Origin of the sequence: Novosphingobium sp. ES2-1 (assembly GCF_015169775.1) — a bacterium.
GTDB classification, from domain to species: domain Bacteria; phylum Pseudomonadota; class Alphaproteobacteria; order Sphingomonadales; family Sphingomonadaceae; genus Novosphingobium; species Novosphingobium subterraneum.
The window spans coordinates 1573279-1598586 of record NZ_CP063445.1 but is presented as its reverse complement, the minus strand read 5'-3'; the positions used below and the strand labels follow the sequence as shown (position 1 = coordinate 1598586).

General features: G+C 62.3%; 35 protein-coding genes and 1 tRNA gene. 21 read left to right on the top strand and 15 right to left on the bottom strand.

Going from position 1 to position 25308, the window contains the following annotated elements:
* Positions 1–53: 53 nt before the first annotated feature.
* A tRNA-Asn gene (locus IM701_RS07780) sits at positions 54–128 on the bottom strand.
* Between the two features lie 80 nt (positions 129–208).
* A complete protein-coding gene (locus IM701_RS07775) occupies positions 209–988 on the bottom strand; it encodes an NAD kinase (RefSeq protein ID WP_156135716.1) in 780 nt (259 codons plus the stop codon).
* 151 nt (positions 989–1139) lie between these two features.
* Between IM701_RS07775 and IM701_RS07770 the strand changes: the two genes are divergently transcribed.
* Positions 1140–2426, top strand: a complete 1287-nt coding sequence (locus tag IM701_RS07770; protein WP_193826579.1) for a bifunctional diguanylate cyclase/phosphodiesterase — start codon at positions 1140–1142, stop codon at positions 2424–2426.
* On the opposite strand, the gene mfd is transcribed toward IM701_RS07770, so the two are convergent.
* From mfd to IM701_RS07755, 3 genes are all read right to left on the bottom strand, one after another.
* Entirely contained in the window at positions 2423–5917 is a 3495-nt protein-coding gene (gene mfd / locus IM701_RS07765) for a transcription-repair coupling factor (RefSeq protein ID WP_193826578.1), read from the bottom strand. The genes IM701_RS07770 and mfd overlap by 4 nt on opposite strands.
* A 27-nt stretch (positions 5918–5944) precedes the next feature.
* Complete coding sequence (locus tag IM701_RS07760; RefSeq protein ID WP_193826577.1) at positions 5945–6226, bottom strand: succinate dehydrogenase assembly factor 2; 282 nt, start codon at positions 6224–6226, stop codon at positions 5945–5947.
* A 127-nt stretch (positions 6227–6353) separates the two neighbouring features.
* On the bottom strand, positions 6354–6740 hold the full coding sequence (locus tag IM701_RS07755; RefSeq protein ID WP_193826576.1) for a host attachment protein: 387 nt from the start codon (positions 6738–6740) through the stop codon (positions 6354–6356).
* Positions 6741–6885: 145 nt separating this feature from the next.
* Here IM701_RS07755 and recG point away from each other — a divergent pair, with 145 nt between their 5' ends.
* The gene (gene recG, locus IM701_RS07750) at positions 6886–8943 is read left to right on the top strand and encodes an ATP-dependent DNA helicase RecG (RefSeq protein WP_193828381.1); all 2058 of its coding nucleotides are present in this window, start codon (positions 6886–6888) and stop codon (positions 8941–8943) included.
* 71 nt (positions 8944–9014) lie between these two features.
* Here the strand turns inward: recG and IM701_RS07745 are convergent, their stop codons facing one another.
* Entirely contained in the window at positions 9015–9626 is a 612-nt protein-coding gene (locus IM701_RS07745) for a hypothetical protein (RefSeq protein ID WP_193826575.1), read from the bottom strand.
* A 392-nt stretch (positions 9627–10018) separates the two neighbouring features.
* Here IM701_RS07745 and IM701_RS07740 point away from each other — a divergent pair, with 392 nt between their 5' ends.
* From IM701_RS07740 to IM701_RS07660, 18 genes are all read left to right on the top strand, one after another.
* Entirely contained in the window at positions 10019–10156 is a 138-nt protein-coding gene (locus IM701_RS07740) for a hypothetical protein (protein ID WP_193826574.1), read from the top strand.
* A gap of 107 nt (positions 10157–10263) precedes the next feature.
* Complete coding sequence (locus IM701_RS07735) at positions 10264–10536, top strand: hypothetical protein (RefSeq protein WP_193826573.1); 273 nt, start codon at positions 10264–10266, stop codon at positions 10534–10536.
* Positions 10508–10780 carry a DUF551 domain-containing protein gene (locus IM701_RS22270; protein WP_370584288.1) on the top strand — a complete coding sequence of 91 codons (273 nt, stop codon included), beginning with the start codon at positions 10508–10510 and terminating at the stop codon, positions 10778–10780. The genes IM701_RS07735 and IM701_RS22270 overlap by 29 nt, the downstream gene beginning before the upstream one ends.
* Positions 10773–10916: a hypothetical protein gene (locus IM701_RS07725; protein WP_193826571.1), complete on the top strand. Its 144-nt coding sequence runs from the start codon at positions 10773–10775 to the stop codon at positions 10914–10916. Before IM701_RS22270 ends, IM701_RS07725 begins: the two co-directional genes overlap by 8 nt.
* A gap of 315 nt (positions 10917–11231) precedes the next feature.
* A complete protein-coding gene (locus IM701_RS07720; protein ID WP_193826570.1) occupies positions 11232–11531 on the top strand; it encodes a hypothetical protein in 300 nt (99 codons plus the stop codon).
* A complete protein-coding gene (locus tag IM701_RS07715; protein WP_193826569.1) occupies positions 11528–11797 on the top strand; it encodes a hypothetical protein in 270 nt (89 codons plus the stop codon). Before IM701_RS07720 ends, IM701_RS07715 begins: the two co-directional genes overlap by 4 nt.
* A complete protein-coding gene (locus IM701_RS07710; protein WP_193826568.1) occupies positions 11797–11991 on the top strand; it encodes a hypothetical protein in 195 nt (64 codons plus the stop codon). Before IM701_RS07715 ends, IM701_RS07710 begins: the two co-directional genes overlap by 1 nt.
* Entirely contained in the window at positions 11991–12293 is a 303-nt protein-coding gene (locus IM701_RS07705) for a hypothetical protein (protein ID WP_193826567.1), read from the top strand. Before IM701_RS07710 ends, IM701_RS07705 begins: the two co-directional genes overlap by 1 nt.
* A gap of 3 nt (positions 12294–12296) precedes the next feature.
* A complete protein-coding gene (locus tag IM701_RS22110) occupies positions 12297–12431 on the top strand; it encodes a hypothetical protein (RefSeq protein WP_255527719.1) in 135 nt (44 codons plus the stop codon).
* Positions 12428–12784, top strand: coding sequence for a hypothetical protein (locus IM701_RS07700; RefSeq protein ID WP_193826566.1), 357 nt, complete (start codon positions 12428–12430; stop codon positions 12782–12784). The genes IM701_RS22110 and IM701_RS07700 overlap by 4 nt, the downstream gene beginning before the upstream one ends.
* Positions 12781–13092, top strand: a complete 312-nt coding sequence (locus IM701_RS07695) for a hypothetical protein (RefSeq protein WP_193826565.1) — start codon at positions 12781–12783, stop codon at positions 13090–13092. The genes IM701_RS07700 and IM701_RS07695 overlap by 4 nt, the downstream gene beginning before the upstream one ends.
* A complete protein-coding gene (locus IM701_RS07690; RefSeq protein WP_193826564.1) occupies positions 13089–13391 on the top strand; it encodes a hypothetical protein in 303 nt (100 codons plus the stop codon). The genes IM701_RS07695 and IM701_RS07690 overlap by 4 nt, the downstream gene beginning before the upstream one ends.
* Positions 13381–13581: a hypothetical protein gene (locus IM701_RS07685; protein ID WP_193826563.1), complete on the top strand. Its 201-nt coding sequence runs from the start codon at positions 13381–13383 to the stop codon at positions 13579–13581. Before IM701_RS07690 ends, IM701_RS07685 begins: the two co-directional genes overlap by 11 nt.
* Positions 13571–13798 (top strand): hypothetical protein, encoded by a 228-nt coding sequence (locus IM701_RS07680; RefSeq protein WP_193826562.1) that lies wholly within the window; start codon positions 13571–13573, stop codon positions 13796–13798. The genes IM701_RS07685 and IM701_RS07680 overlap by 11 nt, the downstream gene beginning before the upstream one ends.
* Positions 13791–14117 carry a hypothetical protein gene (locus tag IM701_RS07675; RefSeq protein ID WP_193826561.1) on the top strand — a complete coding sequence of 109 codons (327 nt, stop codon included), beginning with the start codon at positions 13791–13793 and terminating at the stop codon, positions 14115–14117. The genes IM701_RS07680 and IM701_RS07675 overlap by 8 nt, the downstream gene beginning before the upstream one ends.
* Positions 14114–14503: a hypothetical protein gene (locus tag IM701_RS07670; RefSeq protein ID WP_193826560.1), complete on the top strand. Its 390-nt coding sequence runs from the start codon at positions 14114–14116 to the stop codon at positions 14501–14503. Before IM701_RS07675 ends, IM701_RS07670 begins: the two co-directional genes overlap by 4 nt.
* Positions 14496–14750 carry a hypothetical protein gene (locus IM701_RS07665; protein ID WP_193826559.1) on the top strand — a complete coding sequence of 85 codons (255 nt, stop codon included), beginning with the start codon at positions 14496–14498 and terminating at the stop codon, positions 14748–14750. The genes IM701_RS07670 and IM701_RS07665 overlap by 8 nt, the downstream gene beginning before the upstream one ends.
* A gap of 383 nt (positions 14751–15133) precedes the next feature.
* Positions 15134–15322, top strand: a complete 189-nt coding sequence (locus IM701_RS07660; RefSeq protein WP_193826558.1) for a hypothetical protein — start codon at positions 15134–15136, stop codon at positions 15320–15322.
* Between the two features lie 422 nt (positions 15323–15744).
* On the opposite strand, the gene IM701_RS07655 is transcribed toward IM701_RS07660, so the two are convergent.
* Complete coding sequence (locus tag IM701_RS07655) at positions 15745–15972, bottom strand: hypothetical protein (protein ID WP_193826557.1); 228 nt, start codon at positions 15970–15972, stop codon at positions 15745–15747.
* Between the two features lie 260 nt (positions 15973–16232).
* Here IM701_RS07655 and IM701_RS21850 point away from each other — a divergent pair, with 260 nt between their 5' ends.
* Positions 16233–16769 (top strand): PEPxxWA-CTERM sorting domain-containing protein, encoded by a 537-nt coding sequence (locus tag IM701_RS21850; RefSeq protein WP_230487610.1) that lies wholly within the window; start codon positions 16233–16235, stop codon positions 16767–16769.
* Here the strand turns inward: IM701_RS21850 and IM701_RS07645 are convergent.
* The 8 genes from IM701_RS07645 to IM701_RS07610 all read right to left on the bottom strand — a co-directional run bounded on the left by IM701_RS07645 (position 16738) and on the right by IM701_RS07610 (position 25278).
* Complete coding sequence (locus tag IM701_RS07645) at positions 16738–19452, bottom strand: hypothetical protein (protein WP_193826556.1); 2715 nt, start codon at positions 19450–19452, stop codon at positions 16738–16740. The two genes, IM701_RS21850 and IM701_RS07645, sit on opposite strands and share 32 nt — an antisense overlap.
* A gap of 296 nt (positions 19453–19748) precedes the next feature.
* Entirely contained in the window at positions 19749–20084 is a 336-nt protein-coding gene (locus tag IM701_RS07640; RefSeq protein WP_230487609.1) for a hypothetical protein, read from the bottom strand.
* Positions 20085–20223: 139 nt separating this feature from the next.
* Positions 20224–20493, bottom strand: a complete 270-nt coding sequence (locus tag IM701_RS07635; protein ID WP_193826555.1) for a hypothetical protein — start codon at positions 20491–20493, stop codon at positions 20224–20226.
* Positions 20494–20584: 91 nt separating this feature from the next.
* On the bottom strand, positions 20585–21199 hold the full coding sequence (locus IM701_RS07630) for a glycoside hydrolase family 19 protein (protein ID WP_230487608.1): 615 nt from the start codon (positions 21197–21199) through the stop codon (positions 20585–20587).
* The gene (locus IM701_RS07625; RefSeq protein ID WP_193828281.1) at positions 21196–21525 is read right to left on the bottom strand and encodes a hypothetical protein; all 330 of its coding nucleotides are present in this window, start codon (positions 21523–21525) and stop codon (positions 21196–21198) included. The genes IM701_RS07630 and IM701_RS07625 overlap by 4 nt, the downstream gene beginning before the upstream one ends.
* Positions 21525–24206 (bottom strand): hypothetical protein, encoded by a 2682-nt coding sequence (locus IM701_RS07620; RefSeq protein ID WP_193828280.1) that lies wholly within the window; start codon positions 24204–24206, stop codon positions 21525–21527. Before IM701_RS07620 ends, IM701_RS07625 begins: the two co-directional genes overlap by 1 nt.
* Positions 24206–24595 (bottom strand): hypothetical protein, encoded by a 390-nt coding sequence (locus tag IM701_RS07615; RefSeq protein WP_193828279.1) that lies wholly within the window; start codon positions 24593–24595, stop codon positions 24206–24208. The genes IM701_RS07620 and IM701_RS07615 overlap by 1 nt, the downstream gene beginning before the upstream one ends.
* The gene (locus tag IM701_RS07610; protein WP_193828278.1) at positions 24592–25278 is read right to left on the bottom strand and encodes a hypothetical protein; all 687 of its coding nucleotides are present in this window, start codon (positions 25276–25278) and stop codon (positions 24592–24594) included. Before IM701_RS07610 ends, IM701_RS07615 begins: the two co-directional genes overlap by 4 nt.
* Positions 25279–25308 lie beyond the last annotated feature (30 nt).

Sequence of the window (25308 nt, the reverse complement as noted above, 5' to 3'; positions counted from 1 at the left end):
TCAGCGTTTCCGGGCACTTTTGCCAATGTGTGGCAATGGCTGGGAAAGGAAAGTGGCTCCCTGAGTAGGATTCGAACCTACGGCCGCTCGATTAACAGTCGAGAGCTCTACCGCTGAGCTATCAGGGAGCAGCCCCAGTTCCCCGGGGCAGGAGCGCGCTAATAACAGGCGATTCTCGTTTGGCAAGCACCTGTTTCGAGATTTTTGCTCAGACCATGAATTGCTCGGCGAAGATGCGGTCTTCCAGGCTCTGGCCACGGTCGAACATCAGGGTAAGGCGGTGTTCGGGCCAAGCCTTCACACGCACTTCGCGGACATCGCGCACTTCCTTCTGATCGGCCACGACGAGAACCGGCCGCTTCACCGATTCGAGCGCCTTGAACACGATCTCGTAGGTGTCGGGCAGAATCGCGCCGCGCCACCTGCGGGGACGGAAGGGACTGATCGGCGTCAGCGCCAGCATGTTCGAGGACAACGGCAGGATCGGGCCGTTGGCCGAGAGGTTGTAGGCGGTGGAGCCAGCAGGGGTAGCGACGAGGACGCCGTCGCAGGCCAGTTCGGGCATGCGCACCTTGCCGTTGACGCTGACCTCCAACTTGGCGGTCTGGCGGGTTTCGCGCAGGATCGAGACTTCGTTGATCGCGCAGACCGAATGTTCTTCGTCCGAGTTGGTTATCGCAGTCATGCGCAAGGGCGAGACCGAGATCTGGGTGGCCTTGGCCAGTCGCTCCTCGATGCCACGGCTCGACCGGTACTTGTTCATCAGGAAGCCCACTGTGCCGAGATTGAGCCCGAAGGCCGGCACGACGTGGTCGATATCGAGCATGTGGTGCAGTGTCTGCAGCATGAAGCCGTCGCCGCCGATGACCACGGCCGCCTCTGCCTGATCGAGAGAAACCCAGTTCCTGCTCTTCAGAAGGCTCTCGTAAGCGTCCTGGGCGCGCTCGCTGGGCGAAGCTACAAGCGCAAGGCGAGTGAAGTCCGGCATCAGTATCAAAGCCCCCATCTGACGCGACTGCATCGTACCGGAGCGGGGATATGGGGCTAACTGAAGCCGCGCAATGCACAAAAGTACTGGAGCGGGGGCTTGCCGCGAACGGGGAACGCTTTGGCAAGGTTCCGCTGCTATTCGACGCATCATGCCTCACCGCCTGACCTTGCTGGATGCCGATGCTGGCCGGGATGCCCTCACTGGTTTGCCGGGACTGGCTGCGGCAAGATCGTGGCTGGCGCGGCATGAGCCGGACTTTGTCCATGCCATGCTTGTCGGTCTGCACCGCTTGAGTTCGGTCAACTTGGCTTACGGCCATGCGGGCGGAGATACTGCGCTGGCTGAAATAGGGCGACGTATCGCCGATTTTGCGGTCGACGAACTGGACCCTGGTTCCTTGGTGGCGCGCGTGGGCGGTGGCGAGTTCCTGATCGCCAGCGACGGCACTATCAGTCGTGAGCGCTGGCAGTGGCTGGCAGAAGCACTGACGCGCCGCATCTCTCGCGGTCTGCCGGTGCGGGGCGAGATGCTGCACCTGGTTCCACGAACGGCGCTGTTGCGCGGAATTCCGGGCGAGGCCGGGGCGGCAATGATCGACCGCCTGGATCAAGCGCTCGGCGCGGTACAGCAGCAAGCCGGACGCCGCATACTCTGGGCCGATGGCTCGCACCGGGCGCGAGGTCGGAGTGCGGCGCGGCTTGAAGCCGATCTGATCGGGGCTATGGCGCGGGACGAGATCGGACTCGTGTTCCAGCCACAGTATCGCGTGGCCGACGGCGTGCTGGTCGGCGTGGAAGCTCTCGCGCGCTGGGACCATCCCCAACTTGGCCGGATCGGCGCGGAGACGCTTTTCGCCCTTGCCGAGCGTGGCGATCATGTGGCGCAGCTCTCACGGCATATCGCGGGCAAGGCACTGGCGGCGGCGGCAGCGGCGGGGTGGGGCAAGCTCGCTTTGTCCCTCAACGTGACAGCCGAGGATCTGGCAAGCGAAGCATTCGCTGCAGACTTTCGCGAGCTGTTGGTCGGAACCGGGTTCGTGCCGACGAAGCTTGCGCTGGAAGTGACCGAACATGCGCTGGTGGCGGACTTTGCCCAATCAGCAGCGGCGCTGGCGGAGCTCGCTTCAGTGGGCGTGCGCGTGGCGCTCGATGATTTCGGGACGGGCTATGCGAACTTCCGCACGCTGAAGTCGCTGCCGCTCGATACCATCAAGCTCGACGCATCCATGGTCCGAGACGTCGACAGCGATCCCCGCGACAGGGCGATCCTGACGGCGATCGTTGCGATGGCGCGTGCGCTCGGGCTCAAGATCGTATGCGAAGGCGTCGAGCGCGAGAGCCAGCTTTCAGTGCTGCAGCAAGAGGGCTGCGACACGTTCCAGGGTTTCCTGCGATCAGGACCGATCAGCGCGGCAGAGGTCTCCGCTTTGCTTTAGGCGGCCTTCTTCGCACGCTTCACGATTGCAGCCAGACCCTTCGTCATCTGGACCAGGCCGTTCAGGCGTCCTTCGGCCGTGCCCCAAGCCCGGGTGATGACCAGCTTGTTGTCGGGACGAAGCTTGGCAACGCCGTTGAGCCTCTCGACATAGCCGATGAGGCCGACGGGGTCCGGGAAGGTGTCCTTGTGGAAGCTGACCAGCGCTCCCTTGGGGCCGACGTCGATCTTCGCGATATTGGCGGCGATGGCCTGGCGCTTGACCTCGATCAGGCGCAGCAGGTTCTGCGTGGGCGCGGGCAGGGGGCCGAAGCGGTCGATCATCTCGGCGGCGAGGGCCTCTACAGCGTCCGGTCCTTCGGCGTCGTTCATGCGGCGGTACAGGGCCATGCGCGCGGCAAGGTCGGGGACGTAGTCCTCGGGGATCATGATCGGCGCGTCGAGCGTGATCTGGGGGCTAAGTGCCTCGCGTTCGCGGGCGAGGCCGATGTCGCCGGCCTTGGCCGCAAGGATCGCATCCTCGAGCATCGACTGATAGAGTTCGAAGCCCACCTCCTTGATGTGGCCCGACTGCTCGTCGCCGAGGAGGTTGCCGGCGCCGCGAATGTCAAGGTCGTGGCTGGCAAGCTGGAAGCCGGCGCCGAGGCTGTCGAGATCGCCAAGAACCTTGAGGCGCTTTTCGGCGACTTCGGACAGCGCCATGTCCTCTGGCACGGTGAGATAGGCGTAGGCGCGGATCTTGCCGCGACCGACGCGTCCGCGCAGCTGGTAGAGCTGGGCCAGCCCGAAGCGGTCGGCGCGGTGGATGACAATGGTGTTGGCCGAGGGGATATCGATGCCGCTCTCGACGATCGTGGTCGAAAGCAGAACCTCGTACTTTTTCTCGTAGAACGCGCCCATCCGGTCCTCCACCTCGGTCGGGCTCATCTGGCCGTGTGCTGTCACGAAGCGGACTTCGGGCACATTGAGGCGCAGCCATTCCTCGAGCTCGGGCATGTCGGCGATGCGCGGCACGACGATGAAGCTCTGCCCGCCGCGCTGGTGTTCGCGCAGCAAGGCTTCGCGCATGACCATGTCGTCCCACGGCATAACATAGGTGCGCACGGCAAGGCGGTCCACCGGCGGGGTCTGGATCGTGGAAAGTTCACGCAGGCCCGACATGGCCATCTGCAGCGTGCGCGGAATCGGCGTGGCAGTGAGGGTGAGGACGTGAACGTCCGCCTTCAGTTCCTTGAGCTTTTCCTTGTGCGTGACGCCAAAGCGCTGTTCCTCGTCGACGATGACCAGGCCCAAGCGCTTGAACTCGACCGACTTGGAGAGGAGCGCATGGGTGCCGATGACGATATCGACCTTGCCGCTGGCCAGCCCGGCCTTGGTTTCGGCAGCTTCCTTGGCGGGGACGAGGCGCGAGAGGCGACCGATTTCCAGCGGGAAGCCGTTGAAGCGTTCGACGAAATTCGAATAGTGCTGGCGCGCCAGCAGGGTCGTCGGCGCGATGACGGCCACCTGGACACCCTGCATGGCTGCGACGAACGCCGCGCGCAGGGCAACTTCGGTCTTGCCGAAGCCGACGTCGCCGCAGACGAGGCGGTCCATCGGCTTCCCCTCGGCCATGTCGCCGAGGACGTCGTCGATCGCGCGTTCCTGATCCTCGGTTTCGTCCCATGGGAAGCGGTCGACAAAGGGGCCATAGCTCGCGGGATCGACGGGTAGCACCGTGCCCTGTCGCAGGGCGCGCTGGGCCGCCGTGGCCATGAGGTGGCCGGCCATCTCCAGGATGCGTTCGCGCATCCGCGCCTTGCGGCGCTGCCAAGCCTCGCCGCCCAGCTTGTCCAATGCAACGCCATCGGCATCAGAGCCATAGCGTGAAAGGACGTCGAGGTTTTCGACCGGGATGTAGAGCTTGTCGCCGCCGGAATATTCCAGCTGGACGCAATCGTGCGGGCTGTCGCCGACGCCGATGGCTTCGAGGCCGAGGTATCGGCCGATGCCGTGGTCCATGTGGACGACGAGATCGCCCGGCGTGAGCGCGGACAGTTCGGCGAGGAAGGCGTCGGCATCCTTGCGCTTCTTCTTGCGGCGGACGAGCCGGTCGCCAAGGATGTCCTGCTCGGTCAGCAGTTCCAGATCGTCGCTGGCAAAGCCCTGTTCGAGCGGGAGGACCACGGCGGCAGGCTTGCCCGTGGCCGCAAGGCCGAGCGCTTCCTGCCAGGTTTCAGCCATCTGTGGCGTGAACTTGCCGGCCTCGGCCAGCAGCGAGGCGAGGCGTGAGCGCGAGCCGGCAGTATAGGCCGCGATGATCGGCTTCTTGCCGCGCGTGCCCAATGCCGAAATGTACTTGGCGGCCGCTTCGTAGATGTTGGTCCCACCGGAGGTTGCGGCAGCGCGCTCCGGCGTGAAATCGTGGCTCGAAGTGAAGCCGAAATCGACAACCTGCTTCGATTCCGGCTCGGCAAAGATGGTGGTGCGGTGCACCGGCCAACCGGCAAGCGCCCGGTCCAGTTCATCGCGCGAGAGATAGAGCGCGGTCTCGGCCAGTGGACGGTAGCTGCCCGGCGCTTTGGACGAGGAATCGAGGCGCGACTGGTGATAGTCGGCAATGTCGGCAATGCGTTGTTCGGCAGCCTTGATCGCAGTCGTGTCGATCAGGACAAGGTCATCCTCGGCCAGATGATCGAACAGCGTGACGAGCCGGTCTTCGAACAGCGGGAGCCAGTGCTCCATGCCGGCAAGGCGACGGCCATCGGTGATGGCCTGATAGAGCGGATCGCCGGTGGCGTTCGCGCCAAACAGTTCGCGGTAGCGGCTGCGAAAGCGCTTGATGCTGTCATCATCGAGCAGGGCTTCGCTGGCTGGCAGCAGGAGATGCGTTTCGACCGGCTGCACCGAGCGCTGCGTGTTCGGATCGAACAGGCGCAGGGTTTCAAGCTCGTCGCCGAAGAAGTCCAGCCGAAGGCCGTGGTCGAGGCCAGAAGGATAGATGTCGAACACCGATCCGCGCACCGCGTACTCGCCAGCGTCGACGACCGTGTCGGTGCGCGAATAGCCTTGGCGCTGGAGGAGTGCGATCAGGCTTTCGCGGCCGATCTCGGTGCCCGGCGAAAGCAGGCGGGTGGATTCGCGGATACGGAACGGCGTCAGGACGCGCTGGAGCGCGGCGTTGATCGTCGTGACGAGCAGTTGCGGTCCGCTGCGCTTGCGCTGCAGCCGCTGCAGTGCGGCGAGGCGGCGGGAACTGACCGATAGCGCCGGGGAGGCACGGTCAAACGGCAGGCAGTCCCACGCCGGAAGGTCGATGACTTCAAGGTCCGGCGCGAAGAATGCGGCGCTCTCGACGATGGCCCGCATTGCCGACTCGTCAGGCGCAATGAAGACGGCGCGACCTTTGGCGGCGCGGGCGAGATCGGCCAGAACAAGCGGCTGCGCGCCACGCGCGACGGACGAAAGAGTTAGCGGCGTCTTGGCCGAAAGGATGCGGGCGAGTTCGGACATGGCAGGCTTAACGCGCGAGAGGCAAAATCAGCGCGGGATCTCGACGTAGTCCAGCTTGCGCATGGCGTCCATCATCGCACCGGCATACTTTTCGGGCACAGGCTGTGTGCCGAGGGCCCATGCCATGATCTCGACGTCGTCTTCCTCGATCAGCTCTTCGAACCAGGCGACCTGCTCGGCCGTCCAATTCGCGTGGTAGCGGTCGAAATAACAACCGATCATGTAGTCCGCTTCGCGCGTGCCGCGGTGCCAGGCGCGGAAGTGCAGGCGACGAAGGCTCTCGGGGGCGATTGCAGCAGGCTCGGTCATGCTCTGCCGTTAGGCCCATCGGCCCAGCGAGACAAGGGGCCTGGCCCCATGCCAAAGGGCATCCCGGCGCCTCCGGCCGAAGCCGTCCTTCCCCGCGCCGGAATGCCCCATCGCTTGGCCGCGCGAGTTACTTGCCCCGCAGCGCGGCGATGATCTCGGTGGGCTGGCGACCGACCATGTCCTTGGCCAGTTCCTTGATGATCGCGTTCTGGGTGCCCTTGCCGATCTGGTGACGCAGTTCGCCCAAGGCGCGCGGCGGAGCGATCAGCACGAGCTGGGCGATCTTGTGGCCCTTCACCTGCCGGTTGAGCCAATCGGCTACCGCGGCACAGTGGGCGGTTTCGTCCTGCTGATGCGGCGATGCGTGGCTGCCGCCGCTGGAGTGATTGTGCTCGACGAGCGCAGGCGTTTCCATGGCCGCGAGTTCGGGGGCGGCTTCGGTCCCGGCGTTGCGGTAGAGTTCCCAGGCCTTGCCATCGACGACGGCAATGACGGCTCCATGAGGGATCAACATCGTTTTGCTCCTGCTTTCGTTATCTTCGAAAGCAACTCAAGCACCGGCTCAGCACCTGAACCATGCGCTGGGTCAAAAATGGCCGTGAATTTCGCTTTGGGCGGCATTGGCGAAACGTGGCCTTGCAGCCTATGTCGGGCGGGCGATGCGTCCTGACCTGCTCAACCCCCTGTTCGCGGAAAGCTCCAGCCTCAAAGGCGTGGGGCCTGGTCTGGCGCGCCCGCTCGAGAAGCTCGGGCTGACCCGCGTCAAGGATATCGCGTACCACCTGCCCGATCGCTGGGTGCTGCGGCGGGCGGTGGCAAATCTAGCCGAGGCTGGGCTGGGGGAACAGATCGTGCTGCCGCTGACGGTTCGCGATTATCGCCAGTCGGCCGGGCGCGGTCCTTTCAGGGTCATGGCCGAGGATGCCGCTGGCAACTATGTCGCGCTTACCTATTTCGGGCGAGCGGCCTATACCGCGAAGAAGCAGCTCCCCTTGGGCGAGAAGCGCTGGGTGGCGGGCAGGCTCGACCAGTTCGGCCAGACCTGGCAGATCGTGCATCCCGATCATGTGAGCGAGGACAGCGCCGGCATGCTCGGCCAGCTGAACGAGCCGGTCTATCCGCTGTCAGAAGGGCTGACGCAGGGGCGGGTGCAGGCCTTGGTGGCGCAGTCGCTGGCGCACCTGCCCAAGCTGCCGGAGTGGATCGAGCCGGGCCTCATCGCGCGAATGGGCTGGCCGTCTTGGGACGCGGCGCTGCCGACTGCACACAAGGCCGAGGACAAGCTGGCCAAGGACCGGCTCGCCTATGACGAACTGCTGGCCAACAGCCTCGCCCTGATGCTGGTGCGGGAGAGCAACCGTGCGAAGAAGGGCACGCCGCTGCACGGGGACGGGCGATTGCGTGCAATGCTCAAGCTGCCGTTCGAACTGACTGGCGCGCAGAAGCGCTCGATTGCCGAGATCGAAAGCGACATGGCGCAAGGCGCGCCGATGCTGCGTCTGCTGCAAGGCGATGTCGGGTCTGGCAAGACGGCGGTGGCGCTCAATGCCATGCTGATTGCGGTGGAGGCGGGCGGGCAAGCCGCGCTGCTGGCGCCGACCGAAATCCTCGCGCGCCAGCATGCCGAGACTCTGACGCGGATGGCTGCAGGGACAGGCGTGAACATCGCGCTGTTGACCGGACGCGACAAGGGCAAGGCGCGCGAATCGATCCTGATGGGGCTGCTCGATGGCTCGATCGACATTTGCGTCGGTACGCACGCGATCTTCCAGGAGGCCGTCGCCTACCGCAATCTTGCGCTTGTGGTGATCGACGAGCAGCACCGCTTTGGCGTGGGGCAGCGCCTGATGCTGACCCAGAAGGCGCGGCGGACTCCGCATTGCCTGGCGATGACGGCCACACCGATCCCGCGCACGCTGACCCTGGCGCAGTACGGGGAGATGGACGTCTCGCGGCTCGACGAAATGCCGCCCGGCCGTCAGGCCATCGACACCCGCGTGATTTCGACAGAGCGCCTTGCCGACGTGGTCGAAGGAGTGGCGCGGCACATTGCCAAGGGTGCGCAGGCCTACTGGGTCTGCCCGATGGTGCGCGAGCTGGAGACGGAAGACATTGCTGCCGCAGAAGCGCGCTATGCTGCGCTGAAGGAGCGGTTCGGGGATACCGTGGTCATGGTTCACGGCCAGCTGCGGCCCGAGGCCAAGGATGCGGCCATGGAGCAGTTTGCCCGAGGTGACGCGCAACTGCTGGTTGCGACGACGGTAATCGAGGTCGGCGTCGACGTGCCTAACGCGACGCTGATGGTGATCGAGCAGGCAGAGCGCTTCGGTTTGGCCCAGTTGCACCAGTTGCGCGGGCGTGTCGGACGGGGCAGCCAGCAATCGACCTGCCTGCTGCTGCGTGGTGAGGCTCTCTCGGAAACCGGGCGCGAGCGGCTTGCTCTGATGCGAGAGACGCAGGACGGCTTTCGCCTGGCCGAGGAAGACTTGCGGTTGCGGGGCGGCGGAGAGCTGCTTGGCACCCGGCAATCGGGCGATACGCCGTTCAAGGTGGCGGACTTCGAACAGATCGCGCGGTTGCTGCCGCTAGCGCATGATGATGCACGACTGCTGATGGAACGCGACGGCGGTTTGTCGTCGCCAAGAGGGGAGGCGGCCCGCGTGCTGCTCTACCTTTTCGAGCGGGATTGGGGCGTGCAACTTCTCAGGGGCGGCTAAGAGGCTGATCCGAGGGAACGGTTGGGGCGGCGCGAAAAAGGGGTAAACGCGCCGCCCGCTCCCTGAATTGCTTACTTGCCAGCGGGCTTTGCGGCCGCTGCATTCGCACTCTGGTCGGCGCTCTTTGTAGCGTCTGCGAAACCTTGCGCGGTCATGCCGATCATCAGACCGGAGGCGCCCTTGGCGACCGAAGTCTTCGGCAGCTTCACGCGAACCGTACCCGCATCGAGCACGAATTCGGTATCGGTCACTTCGGCCACCTTGCCGAGCTGCGTGGTGCCATCCGAGGCGTAGACCGGCGCATCGACAACGATCGCAGCAGCCGTATCAGCCTTTGCCGCTGCAGCAGCCTTTTCGGCAGCCGCATCCAGTTCGACCTTGGTCATGCCGAGGACCGGGCCCTTGGGGCCGGTGCCAAGTGCGGTCAGTGCCAAGGTGGCGGTGTTCTTGCCGGTGTCGATCACGAAGTTGGGCGCGTTGACGCTCTTGATCTTGCCGACTTCGGCGCCGGCAGCATCATAGACAACAGCGCCGACGGCCGGTGTGGCCGCCGCCGGCGCGACCGTGGTGGCTTCAGCCGTGGCCGTGGCTTCGGTGCCAGCAGCTGCGTCTTGTGCGTTTGCTGCGGTGGCGATGGGTAATGTGGCGACGAGAAGGGCAACAGTGAGTTTGCGGATGGTCACGAATGGAGTTCCTGTCCAGTTGATTGGGTAACCCGGACAAGGTCGTCTTTGTCGTTCCGCAGCGAAACCCGGTTTGCGACTTTGCGAGACGGATTTGCGGGCCAAATGAAGGAGTTGTGGCGGGTGCGCGATGAACCGAGCAGCCTGGCCAAACGAAAAGGGCGACCCGAAGGCCGCCCTTTCGATCACCTTCGAAGGTGAAATGGTCGGGGAAAGAGGATTCGAACCTCCGGCCCCTGCCTCCCGAAGACGATGCACCTCACGGCATACAGCGGTTTTTCGCTGTTTTCCGTGCATCGCAGGTATCACCTGATGGCACGTTTTCTCGCCTTGTTCCCCCTATGAGGTTCAAGCTGTGGCTGCAAACCCCTGTTCATGGGGATGGATGCCGCATGATCTACATCCTCCTCATCCCCGGCCTGCCCTCGCTGGCAGTATTCGCCTGGCTGGCGATCGAATGGCGCCGAGCGCTGGCACAGTTCGAACTCGCCGGCCGTGGCGTTCCGATGGAGACGCACCATGACCTTTGAGAAAGCGTTAACCGCCAAGCCCGAATTTTCGGGGGTTTCAGGCCATATGGTCGGGGAAACGGGGGCAAATCCTTTTGAATACGTTAGGTGATGTGGGGGCAGCGTGGTTGCCGATCGAAAGCGCGCCGAAGGATAGGCATTTTTTTTTTTGGCCTGCGTTATGCGCGAAAAATCCGAGGCCACGCTTTTTTAAAGCGATATTTGGTTGGGAGCGTGATGAGGCCAATTATCGCCATGTAATTGTTGCCAGTCTAAGGCCTAAGCAGCGCAAAGGGCGGGTCTTTATGGCAGTAACTGGTCAACCTTTCTGGGCAACGCACTGGATGGAATTACCTGATTGTCCAGCCTTTAATGAAAAGGATTTACCCCGTGACTACTGACTGGAAACCAATCAGCACCGCGCCGAAGAACGAGGCTGGCGAGTTTCTAGGCCCGACGATCCTCATTTACTATCAAGCGGATGGTTTACCGTGGCCAGCCTATTGGGGGCCTTCATCGGATAGCCGGATTGATGGTGCATGGATGTGCGCCGATGACGACGCCGGGGAGTTCCGAACCGAGGATGTGACCCACTGGATGCCCCTTCCACCAGCCCCCACCCCACAAGAGGCCCGCCATGACTGACCTCTACCCCCTCGCAATCATCCTCACCCCCATCGCGCTCCTGTGCCTAGCCTATGTGGTCCGAGAATACCGCCGTGCCATGGATCAATTGCAGTTGGCGGGTCGTGGGGTGCGGCATTGGAGTGAAGCGGAATGACTGAGACTGCACATACGCCTTTGCCTTGTCCGTTCTGCAATGCTCATCTTTATCAAGATGAGGCAGTCCCGCGCCTTTGGTTTCATCCCGGCACTGTGACGGATGGGAAGTGCCTACTGTCAGGTAAAGGCTTTTACAAAAATGAACTCACAGCCTGGAACACGCGGGCAGACAGCCAACACCGGCTTGTTGAGGCGCTGGAGGTAATGCGCGGCTACGGATGTCCGGTCTGCAGTGGCGACTGTGGCAGCGCAAACCCGCCAGTCATGTCCTGCCCCATGCTGATGATCGACGCAGCACTCAAGGAGGCAGGCCGTGGATAAGACCTGTGGAACGTGCGGCAAGTCGGTGGACATGACGTTCTACGGTGATTGCCGCGACTGCCAGATCGATAGCTATGACGACGACGCCAACGACTGCCACAACTGCGGCGGCGAAGGCTTTACCTACGGCTGTGGCTGGGACTGGCAGTGCGACACATGGGACGGCGATAGCTGCCTCTGCACCCGGCGCTGCGAATGGTGCAATCCGCCAAAGCTGACACCCGAAGAACAACAGCAGCGCGAGGCAATGCGCCAACTGATGGCCAGCACTCTCAAGGGAGAACCGACATGACCAACGCAACGTATCAGTCAATCGTGGACAAGAACGCGATCATTGCCCTGATCGCAGACGCTATCAGCGACAGCCTTGGCCCTGACTGGACCGCGTTCGATGCGGCGCACCATGTGATGCAGTGGCTGACAGATGCCGGCTTGCAGATCGTGCCAGCACCCAAGCGAGGGACCGAATGCCCTTCCTCGCACGATGGCTTCCACCACGTCGATACGTCGATGGAGAGTGGGCCGAACAATTGCTTTCATTGTGAAAGGCCAATGTGATGACGTGGAGCCACGATAAGGAACTGAGCCTGCGGTTTGGCGAGAACAAGGCCATGCAAGAGGCGCTGGCAGAGTATGAGTTGGGCCAGATGATGCAGCGCGAGCCGTCACCATACCTCGCCAGCAGCCCCGGCGGTGAAGGAAACCGGGCCGAACGCCGCAAGCAAGCAGCACAAGCACGGAGGGCTAAGTGATGCGCGGAATACTACACACCAGCATCGTGATCGAGGATGAACTCGGCGGAACCGAGTATGACGTGCGCGTGCTCTACCAGTACGACAAGGGATACAAGGGCGACTATTATCAGCCGCCAGAACCCGCCAGCGTCGAGATCCTTGAGATCACACCCGCCGACAGCGCGCTTACCGTCCCCGAGCATTTCTATGAAGACGAGGGGCTGATTGCCGAATGCATGGCCGATGTTGCCGAGCAAGCCGCAGAAGCCGCTGAATGGCACGCGCAGTCTCGCCGCGATGCTCTCATGGGGGGATTTTGAGCCATGGACCTGATCCTCGTCAAGGCTTGCTTCACTCTCATCTTCATCATCGCGTTCCTGCTGGCGCGAAGGGGGAGCGCACTTTGCTTGCCTCTGGCGATTGTCGGCGCGGTTCTAGCTATTCAGGTGCTGCCATGACTGAGACTGCACATACGCCTTTGCCTTGGGTGGCGAACGATCAGCACAGTGGGGCGAACCCTTGGCGCATTGAAAGCGATGACGGAGTTTACGCAAACGATGGCTGGATCATCGCTGAGTGCATGGGGCCGGATGCAAAAGCCAACGCCGCCTTCATCGTCCAGGCAGTGAACAGCCATCACCGGCTTGTTGAGGCGCTGGAGGCGTTTGCGTTCGTCGGCGAGGATGACCCGAAAGACACGCAAGCCGTCTGGGAAATGATCTACCGCGACAGGGTGCAGGACTGGTTCTCGTATGAGAACTTTGAACGCGCCCGCGACCTTCTCGCAGCACTCAAGGAGGCAGGCCGATGACCACCACAGTAAGCCAAGAGGCGCGGGAAGCGGGAGTGACGCAAGACGACATTGGTTGGGCAACCAGTGCGGCACAACATCTCTGCTCCTCGCAAGACAGGGATGCTGCAATACGATTGCTTGCCCAAGCCTTCGCCCGCCACCGCCAGTCTGCCGAGCGCGGGGAGGTGGTGGGCTACATCATCCCAGAGATGTTGAACCGCAAGAGCGAGTTCGAAGCGAACGGAATTGTGCTGCATTCCCGTCCATCGGGCATGGCGACAATGCCCCTCTACACCCTCCCCACACCACCGGAGGCAGGGGCATGACTGCGGAAGAGATTGCGGCGGGGCTGAGTGCGGCACAGCGGAAAGCTGTTCTGTGGTGCCAGCAGGATGGAACGTCGCGCGTTCACGACAAGCAGGCGCCTCGCGAAGTGTCGTTCTTCGTTCTGGAGAAGGTGATCAAAGGTGTGCCGACGAAAGAGGTAGCCATCATGTTTTCGTTGATCACGCAGGGGAAGCACCCGACAATCAAGAATGGTCTTTGGCCCGCAAGGACATGGGCCCTCACCCCCTTAGGCCAGCAGGTCCGCTCTATTCTTGAAGGAACCAGCCATGCAGACTGAACCGGAACAGTGGGCGGTGGAGTTGATGGAAGCTGCTTTGGCGGTGTTCTGCGAGAATACCACAGAAGACGGCGCATTAGTTATCCAACGCGCCTTCGAGGATCAGACGCGGAAGCTGCGGGAGGACTGCATGACGCAAGCGGAGTTTGCCCTCCGCCAAGCCCTCAAGGAGACCCCCGATGCTCAGTGAAGCGATGAAGGCGGAAGGGTGGCTACCATGGAACGGTGAAGGGCCGTGTCCGGTGCCGCTGGATAGCAGGCCGGATGTGATGTTTCGTGACAGCGAAATAGAACGCGCAATGAAGGCGTCATTCTGGGCACAGCCTGGGCCTGACTGGTGGAAGCACCAGAGCGACATCCGATCAGAAGACATCATCGCCTACAAACCCGAGGCCCGCCATGACTGAGATAACCCATGAAGCGCTCAATGAGATAGCTGACGCGCTACGGAGAGGTTGCGACGGCTCCATCCCGATAGAGGCCGCAGAGAAGCTAGAGTGCATCGCAGGCGCCCTCCGCACCGGCCAGCTTGTCCATGCTGTGCCGAGCGGGGATGAGGTGGAGGCTGTGGCGATGGCGATCTGTGGGGCCAGCGGTGACGTTTGGCGCACCGGGGAAGGGATGCGCTCTCCGTTCGCAGCGCAGGCGGACAGGGTAAACAACCACTGGCGCTTCAAGGCCACCGCCGCAATCACCGCCTTGGACGCACACAGGGGGAAGCAATGAGCGACACAAGACAGGCATTGGAGGAGGCGTTCAAGGCGATCTACCCCGAGCCTTCCCGCGAGTGGGAGACGTGGGACGGTGCCCGTATCGCCGAGCAACGCGAAGAGGACAAAGCCTCCTTCATGCGCTGGAACGACTGGCGCATATGCAAAGAGGCCCGCTTCCGTCGCTTCCTCGACGCAGAAGCATGGACGGATGCTGCGATGTGCTTGGTGCCGGAAAGTCATCGCATCGTGACGTTGACTGAGCATGTGGATCGAGGCGGATGGTATGTGAAGCTGGCGGTCCATTCGCCCCACAAAGCATTGCCTGCCGTAGAAGCTCCCACCTTGGCCCTAGCCCTCGCACAAGCCTGCCTCAAGGCTAGGGAGAACGGTGATGGATGATCTGGTTGAGCGGTTGCGGGACGCTGGATATGTGCTGGTATCGCCGGGATTTCGAAAACTTGCGCACGAAGCCGCCGCCCACATCCAGGCCCTCGAAACCTCGCTTGCAGAGGCAGAGGGGCGGGTGATTGCTGAGGTGGTGGCTTGGTGCCTGCGCGAAATGTATGAGCCTTTCACACCGCTTGAACGCGCGAAGGCATTAAAGTCCATCGCCACCGCACTCGAAACAGGGGAGTGGAAGAAGTGAGGTGCGCGCACGAAGGCTGCTTGGCTTCGGTCATGTGGTTCGGCCACCCAGACGATCCCGCGATTGCAGTATTGGCGCGACAATCAGGTTGGCGCGTATTCGAGGGCAAAGGCTGGCTCTGCAAGCGGCATCAACCCCGCGCACTCGCATCAGATCCTTTGCTGGATAGGCATTCCCCTTCACCCCCGCCTGTGGTATAGGGGATGGGCTGCGGCAAGCGCCGGAACAACTCTGGGTTGCCGCCGGGTGGCAGCGCTTTATGCGTGGATCAAGAGCCGGGGGCCGCAGCAACGATATTCGAGATTGCTCCGCTGGCGTGGAGCGAAACAAGGGCGGCGAAGGATTGGGGGTTCCCGGTCGCGCCGCCCTTCCTATAATGGCCCATGGCCAGTCCCGAATCCCGCACCGCTCCCGACTTCACTTCGGCCCGGCATCATCTCCGTGCCGCGCTCGAAGCGCTCAGCACTGATCCAGACGTCTACGACAGGTCAGCGGTTAATTTGATCTGGGAGGACGTGCTCGACGCGACCGAACGTCTCGAGAAGATGATCGGGATCGACGGGACGCCGTAACGATGACCACCGCTCGGCGCCCTCGTCGTCCCACATCGCCCAGGCCATGCCGTTGATGTAGCGGAAGCGGTTCCAGCCCTCGCAGTCCAGTGAGAGGCGGCATCGTCCGGAGGACGGCGAAAGTTGACTTGAGTTAATGTCCCTCCAGTTCCCGGGCATAAGAATGAGACGAACCGAGCGACTGTTACGCAACTTCGCGTAACCTCACTATAGACTCTATATTTTCCAATGGGTTATCCGCACGCGATAATCATCGCACTGGTCGCCCAAATGTTCTCAATCGCGTGCTTGGTCGGTTATCACCGGCCAGATCCTAGCTTGTTACATCACTCCGCAACCGGATTGCGGTCCGCGTGTCATAGATGCACCAAAGTGATTGAACTCACCGGGGCTGGGTGGAGGCTCTACAAGCCAAACAAGCGCTAGCTATCTTTCCACCCAGGCCCGCAAGTCACGTCCTTACGCCCGCACTTCGAGCATCGCAGCTTCGCTTCAATGAACATCATCATCGGGCTCTGGCGCTGCTTGTGCAGTCGATCTGCCAGCGCCGCAGCATCGATCTTCGCCTTGTGCCCGCACTTGCAGAACACCTGCAGGTCGAACCCATGCCGGACGTAGTCACCGATCTTGTCGAGGCGCTTGCTTCCCATAGGAGAACAGAAGCGGTACGAACTTGATTCTGCAATCTGGCCCCGGTTCTAACCTGTGCAACAAATGCCATAGGCAAGATGGTTAATGAGCGTAAACTGCTGGCGGCGACTCAGCAGATCGTCGCCAAAGTGGAAACTCCCCGGCCAGTCAGGCTACTTCTGGCCGGGGCTTTTACTGCCAATCCGGACCGATTCTCAGACTCGACTCTTGGTTAACGCACTGAAAACATTCGCTCGGGCGGCGACTCGGGGAGACTGTTATGCGTTTCAAGGTTTTGTTGGCCGTTGCTGCCATCCTAGCGCCAATTCCTGCGGGTGCCGCGACATTCGTGTCGACATTGGAGCCCAGCGATCCGACTGCTCTTATTGGCACCGCAGGCAATCAAACCGTCATTGCAAGGGTGGTGTTCGACCGACCTGCAACCGGGTTCCTGGATTGGCGAGCATCATACAATCGGATCGATTGCGTCAAAGCCACGGGCTATTGTGAAACTAGGATTTCGCACAACGACGGTGGCGGCATTCTGAATTTCGATGACTCAAGGGTCGTGTACTATAGACTTACTGGCTTCAGCCGGCAGTACACTCTGACCACTGTAAAATATAAGTCATCCTACGGCCCGCTAACCCTACACGTCCCAAATTTGACCGCTCCCTTGGGCTACAACGCAAGCCTGAATTTTTTCGGCGTCCCCGAACCATCGACGTGGGCAATGATGATCCTGGGTATAGGGCTGGCAGGCGGCGCCCTTCGACGCCAGCGCCTCAACTCCAAGCCGATCCCGAAACCAGCGTAACCGCAGCCGAACCGACAGGGCTATGAACGCCACCGGAGCCACGGTTGAGCCCGGCATTCCACTGCGCATCGTTGCCGACCAAGAAGATCACCGGCTGCGAACCAGTTGGACCAGCGCCGTTGGTGCCGATCAGGTCGGCGCCGAACTTCGCGCGGTTGGATGCATCGGTCAGATCAACACGGGCAGCGACGTTGAGATAGAACGCGCCGATCTCGATGTTGTTACCTGTCGCTGGGCCGAACTGATAGGCGTTGATCGAGGCACTGTAGCTGACAACTTGCCCGCCCGTGCCCCACGTCGCCGCCGAGCTGCTGTCAGGCAGCCCATCGATATAGACGCTGCGCCCTGCGCTTTCGGTTGTCTGAGACGTGTCCCACGATACCAGAATATCGCGCGCCACGCCGTCGCAGACGTTGATATTGCTCTCGATCCGCCACAACTGCGAGGTGCCGTTGTAGAGGTTGATGCGCAGCTTGCCAGTTGTGCCGACAAGCTGCACCTGAACGCGGGCGGTGCCAGAGGACGAACCAAAGATCGTCTGCACCGCTCCCGGAGGCGCCGCCATCTTGAACCGGGTCAAGGCGATCGTGCCGACATTCGCATCGGCTCCCAGCGAGCCAGATGCACGCCTGAATAGATCGGGCGTTGCGGAATCCATCGCGACAACCGGATAGCTGGCTGCCGACGCCGTGGTGGAAGCGAAGGACCGCGCCCAACTGCCGTTGAAGGTGATCGTCGCGGTCGTGGCAGTCGAACCCGATGCACTGTTCGTCAGGTTGAGCCGCATGTACTTTCCGCGGGTATAGCTGCCGCTGGTTGTGGCCGCCGTCGCGTTGGTGCCCGCAACGTCATCGGCGAACTGCACCGTGCCGTTCGACACCGTGTAGGTTCCGGTCGCCGGGCCACCGAGGATCTTGCGCCACTCTGAACTGACGGCCGAGCCGGCCACTTGGTTCGACAGGTTGGTGAACTTGACGAATACCGGCTCCATTGCCGTGTTGATCGTCCGTGCCGCGTAATCGATGTAGCCGTCCGACCCGCCCGCGCCTTTGCCGACATAGCCTGCGGTCGGCGAGAACGCTGCCACGACGCCAGCGCGGGTTGTCGGCCAAGTGCCAGAACCTGCAGCCGCGGTAGGCGGTGAAGCGAACACGGTGGCATAGGGGATGCTGGCCCCCTGTGAGCCGAGCACCACCCCGTTGCCGGTGGTGACGCCACCGTCCATGCCGCTGAAACTCTCCGCGATATTGCTATCGAAGAAGGTCTGCTCCCCAACGGGATTCCAGCCAGGGTTGGGCGGCGTGATGCTGCAATTTACCGAATTCCCAACGTTGTCGGTGGCGTCATAGGCAAAGCGCGCAATCGTGTTGCGGTAGATGTAGCCGTTGCGGATACCCTCGGACTGCATGCCGACAGTGGAAAGGCGCGAGAGGCCGATGTTGCCGACAATGCGAACGTCCTTGTAGTAGATGTTCTGTGGGTTATCGGCCATCAGGATCATCTGGCCGTGACCGCGAGTGTCGCCGTCGAATACAACATTACCTTCGACCGTAATCGGACCCCAATCGACGGAAGTTTGAGTTCCACCGTTGTCGTCCATAAACATCTGCAACATCATGTCGGCGTGGGGATCGCCGGGATCGCCCTGTTGCGAGAAGCCCGTCGAAACGCTGTTGAAGCGCACCGTTACCGGCCCGCCCGTGGCGTTGTCCTGCGCAATCCCGAGGGCGATCGTGTCCATGTACGTGCGCCGGAATGTGCACCCTTCCAGGAACGCTCCGCCTGTCGGGATGAATTTTACGCCGTTCAAGAGATCAGCAAAGTCACAGTCAATCCATGACTGCAGGCCAGTAACGGTGATACCGGATTCGCGAACCACACCGAACTTCAGGTAGTCGATCATGCGCTGCTGACCGGCCCAAGTGATGATTTTCGAGCGGACGCCTACGCCAGTCAGCAGAGTGCCATTTGACGCTCCAGTTGTTCCCTTGGTCACGGTCGTAATGACACCGCCAGAGACGGTCATGGTCCAATCGGTAGGCAGCGTTGTAAACGTCACGCCGTCATTGGTGAATGTCAGCGGATAGGTGCCATCAGCCATCAGGCCCGCCACATTGTTGCGCGATATGCTGTAATCGACGACTGCGCCGGTAGCGTCAAAGACGGGAAGGATGCAGGCATATTCAGGATAGCGCGACGTGCCTGTTGGATCGATGTTGTTGTCCCAGAGATTGCCCGACGACCCCGGCCCGCCATAGCCACCCTTGAAGCCGCAGCGCGTCCAGGTGCAGGCTCCGACATTACCAGCCCCGGAATATGCAAACACGTCCGTATTGTTGGCTGTGCCCCAAGTGTCGGTGACGAAGCGCAAATCTTCGAAAAACAGGTTGGCCGCGCCTGCGCCAACCCTCCACCGGATCAGGTTCGGACGTGATGCCGGGTTCTGCGCAACGAAGGTGACCTTGCTTGCGGGTGCCAGCGTGATCGTGCGCTGCGCCCAGTTGGCGCTCGCAAGAGCAACCCGCTTGTTGTTGAGCGTGGCGGAGCCGAGCGCGAGGATCGCGGTCAACTCGCTTTCGGTTGTTGCGGTGTAATCAGCCGGCGTTGGTGTCGGTGTTCCTACGATGGGACGCGGACGCGGGCCAATAGCAAGTCCAACGCCAGCCAGTCGACTGATGCGCATCAGCGGATCTCCATCAGGCAAAAAAGGTTGGCGAAAGTCACTGTTTTTTCGCCGAATCACGGTTAAGGAGCGAGCGCGACCCGAAGGGCACATTGTGTGCTCTCAACTTCAGCCCTGCTGCTTGACTCTGTCCGGCGGCAGGGCCTTTTCTCAAGGCACTGGTCCACACCCTGATGCCGTCGACTTTCGCCCGACAGTCGCCCCAAGCCGCGCGCAGTCCGAGGATGTAATCGAGCGTCAGCGCATCCCTGCGCGCCTGATCCTCGCGTCCGGGCAGAGCAGGTGCCACCGGCTCGTCAGCGCACGTCAGCAGATCCGCCGGCGGGCTCGCCAGGGCCGGTCTTTCCTGCCCGCAGCCGGTCAAGGCCGGCGCGGAGAGGATCAGTGCTATCGAGAGCAGCCTTGCGCGCATCGTCATTTTCCTTTGCGAACTGTGAGGCATGTGCCGAGGCGACCTGGCCTGCGGTGTCATCGGCTATGGCGTCGGCTTCAAGCGCCGCATTGGCGCTTTCCTGTCGGTCGTTCTCGATGGCGCCATCGACATACCGATCTAGTGCCCACCAAAGCAGGGTCGCTGCTAAAATGATCGCGATGGGCACGCGCAGGCGCCAGAGGGGCGTAATCAAATCCATGTGACGCGCTCCATATTCCCCGTGCGAACAAGAGCTTGCGATGCAAACAGAACTGTGAGACCTTCGGTTCGTTGGGGCGCTTTCGGGCGCAGCGGCGGGCTCATGGAAGGCCCGCCGTTTCCATTTCCGGGCAAAGCGTTCATGCCTGCGCCTCCACCGGCACCGGGGAATCCGGACCATTCACAACAGCGACTGGTGCAGGTTCGCCATCCTTGGCCTTGCCGGCGCTTGAGGAGCCTATCCAGAACCCAAACGCCAGCGTCGCGAACGACTTCCATGTCCCCACGACGTCACCGCGAAGTGCGGCATCTTCGGTCCAGCCAAAGACCCAGATCGAGAAGCCGAGGTAGCCCAGGACAGCGAGAAGGCTGGCCGCAACCACTATGCGGACGTGAGGAACGCGGGTCATTGCAGCGCACTCCAGAGGCAGGACCCTACGCCGCAGGCCAGGACAAGGATCACAATGATCTCAAAGGCCGCCCGGGCGAGCAGACGCGCGCTCATGACAGCAGCGCCTTGATCCGGGCGACGTAGGATCGCCGTTCCGCAATGCCATTCGTTCCGCCGTTGATCCGGCGCGTGATCGTGTCCTCGAGGCCCTGATCGGCCAGCGCATTGAGCCCCCGTGACTGCCAGAACCGGCAGGCGGTCAGGACCGCGATGTCTGGACGCTCAGCCAGCTCGGGGCTTGATTCCAGCGGCTGCCCGATGCTGACGCCGATGTCGCGGTAGTTGGCACGGCCGGTCAGCTGGAAGATGCCGCGGCCTCGGAACCTGTAACCGTCTCCGGCTTGTGTGTTGCCGAGATCGCGGCGCCCTTCATAGCGCTTCTGGGCCTCGGTCGGCCCCCAGACCTCGCGCAAGTATCGGAATGCACCGGTCTCGTGCGCTGCCTGGCCCAGAAAGTTTGCCAGTCGCGCCGCTGTCTCGGTGATGCCATGCGCCGGGGCATGGACGGCCATGGCCTGCCCGAGTGCCTGTAGCGGCTCAATAGGGCGCTGGGCGACAAGGGCGAGCAGGGCGGTATGCGTCCGCTTGCCAGCGATACCGTCGGCGCTGCCGATATCGTAGCCCTTGGCTATGAGGCGGGTCTGTGTCCTGCGCCAGTCGATCACTGCCCACCCCCTTGCCTGTGGTAGCTTTCCAGCGTCGTCACCCGTCGTTCCAGATCGTCGACGCGAACATCTTTCACGGCTCCGCTTGCGATACGCTCATCGAGCCGGGCCAGCGTCAGCTGCATCTGGTTGACCGTACTGACGAGCCAGAGAACTGCGGAGACGAGCAAGGTAACTCCGACGCCGACGACTCCCTTCTGGAAGTTCGAAAAGCCGCTGTCCTTGCGGATTTCGGGATGCTCGGCCGCGAACTTGACGACGGCGGCTTCTGCCACCTGTTCGGCGATGATGCGGGTCTGGGCTGCGTTGCCGGTGCTGTCGGGCATCAGCTGACGCTCTCGAAGCCAAGCCGCGACAAGCTGACCAGCGGAGCCGCATGGAGATTGCCGCCCGTCCCGTAGTTCGTCCCGGCCTGATATTCGGCAGCACTGCCGCGAACGAAGATCAGCGGCGTCACCCCGTCTACCGTGCCTGCTGCGCCTAGATCAAGCGGTGCCTTTGTGGTCGGGTCGTAGAACAGCGCCCGCTTGGCCGGATCACCGATGTCGATGAAATCCTGCGCCAGCCAGAACATCTTGAGGTCGAAGTCCTTGAGGATGCTGGTCTGGGCACGGAACAGTTGCACCGTTCCCGTTAGATCGAGCAACGCATCGGCAGTCGGGACTGCGGTGTTGGCAGTCTCGCCGTCTGTTGCGGCCTTCAGGGTCTGCACACCGGTTGTGGTGTCCATCGTGAAGAACCAGGTGTGCCAGCCATAGGGATCGCTGGCCGGGAGAGGGCCATAGGCATTGGCGATGTTGGTGCCGTTGGCCGTGCGGGCTAGGAACCGGAGCTGCCGGTCTTCCTTGGTCAGGATCGTGTTGTCGGCGAAATTGTCCGTACGGATCGTTGCCAGAAGCGTCCCGTTGATGCGGTTGCGCATCCGGCCGGACACGACCATCGTGAGCTTCTTGCTCGCCGCGCCGCCTGTAAGTGCTGGCGTGACCAGCTGCCCGCCGCCGCCGACCGGAGTGGTCGCGCTGGCCTTGATCCGGACCGCTTGCGTCGGTCTGGTTCCGGCCATCTTCTTGCCGACGGTGATGCGCGCTTCGTTCGACGGTCCATTGGTGCCCTCGGCCTGGACGATCAGTTCTTCAAAGTCGGGCATGATGCCAATGGTCGAGCGCGCGATGAGCCCTGTTGTGGCATTGATGTTGAAGGCAAGGCTCTCGTTGCCGGACACAATCCGCCAGCGCAGTGCCGTCCCAAGGATGCGCGGTGCATGGACAGTCGCGCCGCTGGTATCGTCGGCGACCACGTAGTCGTCATGGATGTACGGCGCGCCCACACCGGCCAGCGCACGAGTCATCAGCGCCCATTCACGGCCCAGCACAGCCGCTCCGGCCGTATTGGGATGCCCCAGGGTATCCGAGGTCAGGCTGCTTGGAATGCCGCCGGTTTGCGTGGCGACGATCTCCGTTGCCGATCCTGCCGAGAACAACGCGAGATAGGCCTGACCGTCGAAGAATTTGGCACCGAGACTGGATTTCAGCGCCGCGCAGATGGCCCGGGCCTGCGCGTAGTAGCGAACATGATCGCCCTCCCACGGCCCCATGATGATCCGGTTCGAACTGATTGCCGCAACCGCCTGCATGTTGGTGACGACCGTCGAAACGACGTTCGCAACGCCCTGCAGAATGTCGTTTGTGCCGCCGTTGGTGATGCCGACATCATCCTTCTGCCCAGCGGACAGCGCCGTGAAGGTCGCAAGGATCTGGTCCGAACGGGTGCCGCCAACCGCGATGTTGTTGACCGTGCCAGTGACATAGCGGGCGACCACATCGGTACCCTTTTGGCCGGCAGTGACATGCGTGACCGAGTGCTCGACGAGGCTGTCACCGGAGAAAGTGAAGGCATCGGCCAGATTACGCGGGAACAGCCCGGCATGTGCGGCAAGTCGGTCATGGTTGCGGTTGAGGCGCGCGGCCAGGCGTTCCTGACTGCGCGCGGTGTTCTCGGCCGTGAGCGAAGCCACCGTGGTAAGCGATGAGCTCGCCAGACTGCGCTGCAACAGGCCGATGGCATGGCGCTGCGTCGTGGTCATGTTGGTGTAGGCCGCACCGGGTGTTGCCCTGCGCCCGCCGACATAACGCTGCTGCGAGACCGCCGTTACCGTGCGGAACGCGACGTTTGACGCAACTTCCGTGTTCGTGCCGTCCTGCGCTTCGATGGCTACCTTGTAGGTCTTGCCCGCAAGGATCGGCACCGGTTCATCGAGAACAAAGGCGTACTCGCGGCCTGCAACGTTGGGAGCGATGCCGTTTGCGCCGCCGTCCATGGCGATCGCATCAGCCAGAGCAACGCGCTTTTCAGCTTTCAGCGTGTCCCCTGCCTGCGGAGGGGCGGCGTTGACGTTGGCATCGGCGGTCGCGCACTCCCAGATCCGCACGTAAACCTGCGTGGCCGTAGAAGCCACGGTAATTTCCGCCATGATGGCGTCAATGATGCGCTCGACAGCAACCTGCGTTCCGGCATCGAAGGCGATCCAGCGCCCGCCCAAGGTAGGGTTGATCGCAGCAGCAACGGTCGGCGCTTCGTTGTAAAGTACGCTCCAGCTTTCCGCCAAAGAGGCCGAAACCTCGTTGTCGCGGTAGGGGCCGGAAAGAGCCTGACCGAGAGCTGTTGCTGTTGCCCCAGCTGCAGCCGCCTGATCGGATGCCACTTTGCCGTCGCTGTCGCCGGTACGTGCCCACGTCTTTGGGGAAAGCGAAGTAAGCGCGTAACGGCCATCGCCGACTACGATCGTGCTCATCCCTACAGCTAGAGCAGAGTTCGTGTAAGCGTTCAAAGCCGTGGTGTCGGCAAAGGGATTGCTGCCGAGATAGGCCTGCAGAGACGCTACCGCTTCGGCAGTTTCCGCAGCTTCCTTTGCAAGCGCGGCAGCGCCCGCCAGCGGAGCCAGAGTGTCCGCGCCGAACGGAACGACCTTGATCCGGCCATCAGCCGTCGAAACGATTGCGTCAGCCATCAGATCTGCGTCGAACCTCCGTGGACAATGAATGGGCCTTCCAGCCAGCGTGCCTTTGCTGAGCCGGCGCCAATGGTGAGGTCCCAGACCAGCTCGAGGTCGGTGCCCTTGGGGTTGGTGAAGGGCAGACTCTCGACCGTTGTTTCGTTGATCCGGATCTGGACCGTGGAAGTCGGGACGCCGTTGGTGGTGACGACGGTGACGGAGATGCCTTCGCCAGGACTTGCCGCATTGGCGAGCGTGATGAGTGCCGGATCGGGCGCGTCGCGATAGGCGCGGACCTCTGACTTGAAAGTCTCGCCGGTGAAGTCGTAGCCGACGAAATCGATCTCGATCTTGTTCGGCTGCCAGCGGTTGACCAGCACTGCGAGTTTGCCTGCGGCAATCATGCGTAACCGCCTCCGGTCGCGGGGAAGTGCTCGACGAACCTGATCGCGGAACCGGTCGCAAAGCCCATGTTGGATGGACTGCGCATCTCGCCTTCGAGGCGCATGACGCAGCGTGGATCGTGGAATTCGACAGCGACACCGCTGAGAGTTGCCTCGCGCAGAGGATGGCTGATCTTGATCTCAGCCGCGGTGCCGGACTGGCTGACGACCTCGTCGATCATGTAGGCGCGGTGACGCATCGTGACGTGATCGATCGAAAGCCACATGCCGGCACGAAGTGGGCCGGGAAGGAATTCGATTGCGAGATTGAGCGTCGTGGCACGCAAGACGGCATCAGCTGAAAGCGAGACACCACTGTCGCCGGTCAGATATTCAGCTTCGGTCCACCAAGGCAGGGATTTCGGGATCCGCAGGTCACGACCGAACTGGTGCCGCAGATCGCCAAGCGGGACGATGACTGGCACGACACCGCCTTTGAGCACCGATGCGCACGCCTTCCATGCCAGCGCCATTTCGGGTTCATCGAGATAGGGATCGCTGTATTGGGCGAAGACACGGCCGCCACCATCAGCGCCGACTACATCCTCTTGCCCAGACAAAGCAGTTCCGCCGGTGATGACCCGGCGCTCAATATCCGCCTCCATGTCGGAAAAGCCGAAGGTATATGTTGGAAAGACGCGCATTGCGCCTGATGGCTATGCTGCCGGCCGCTT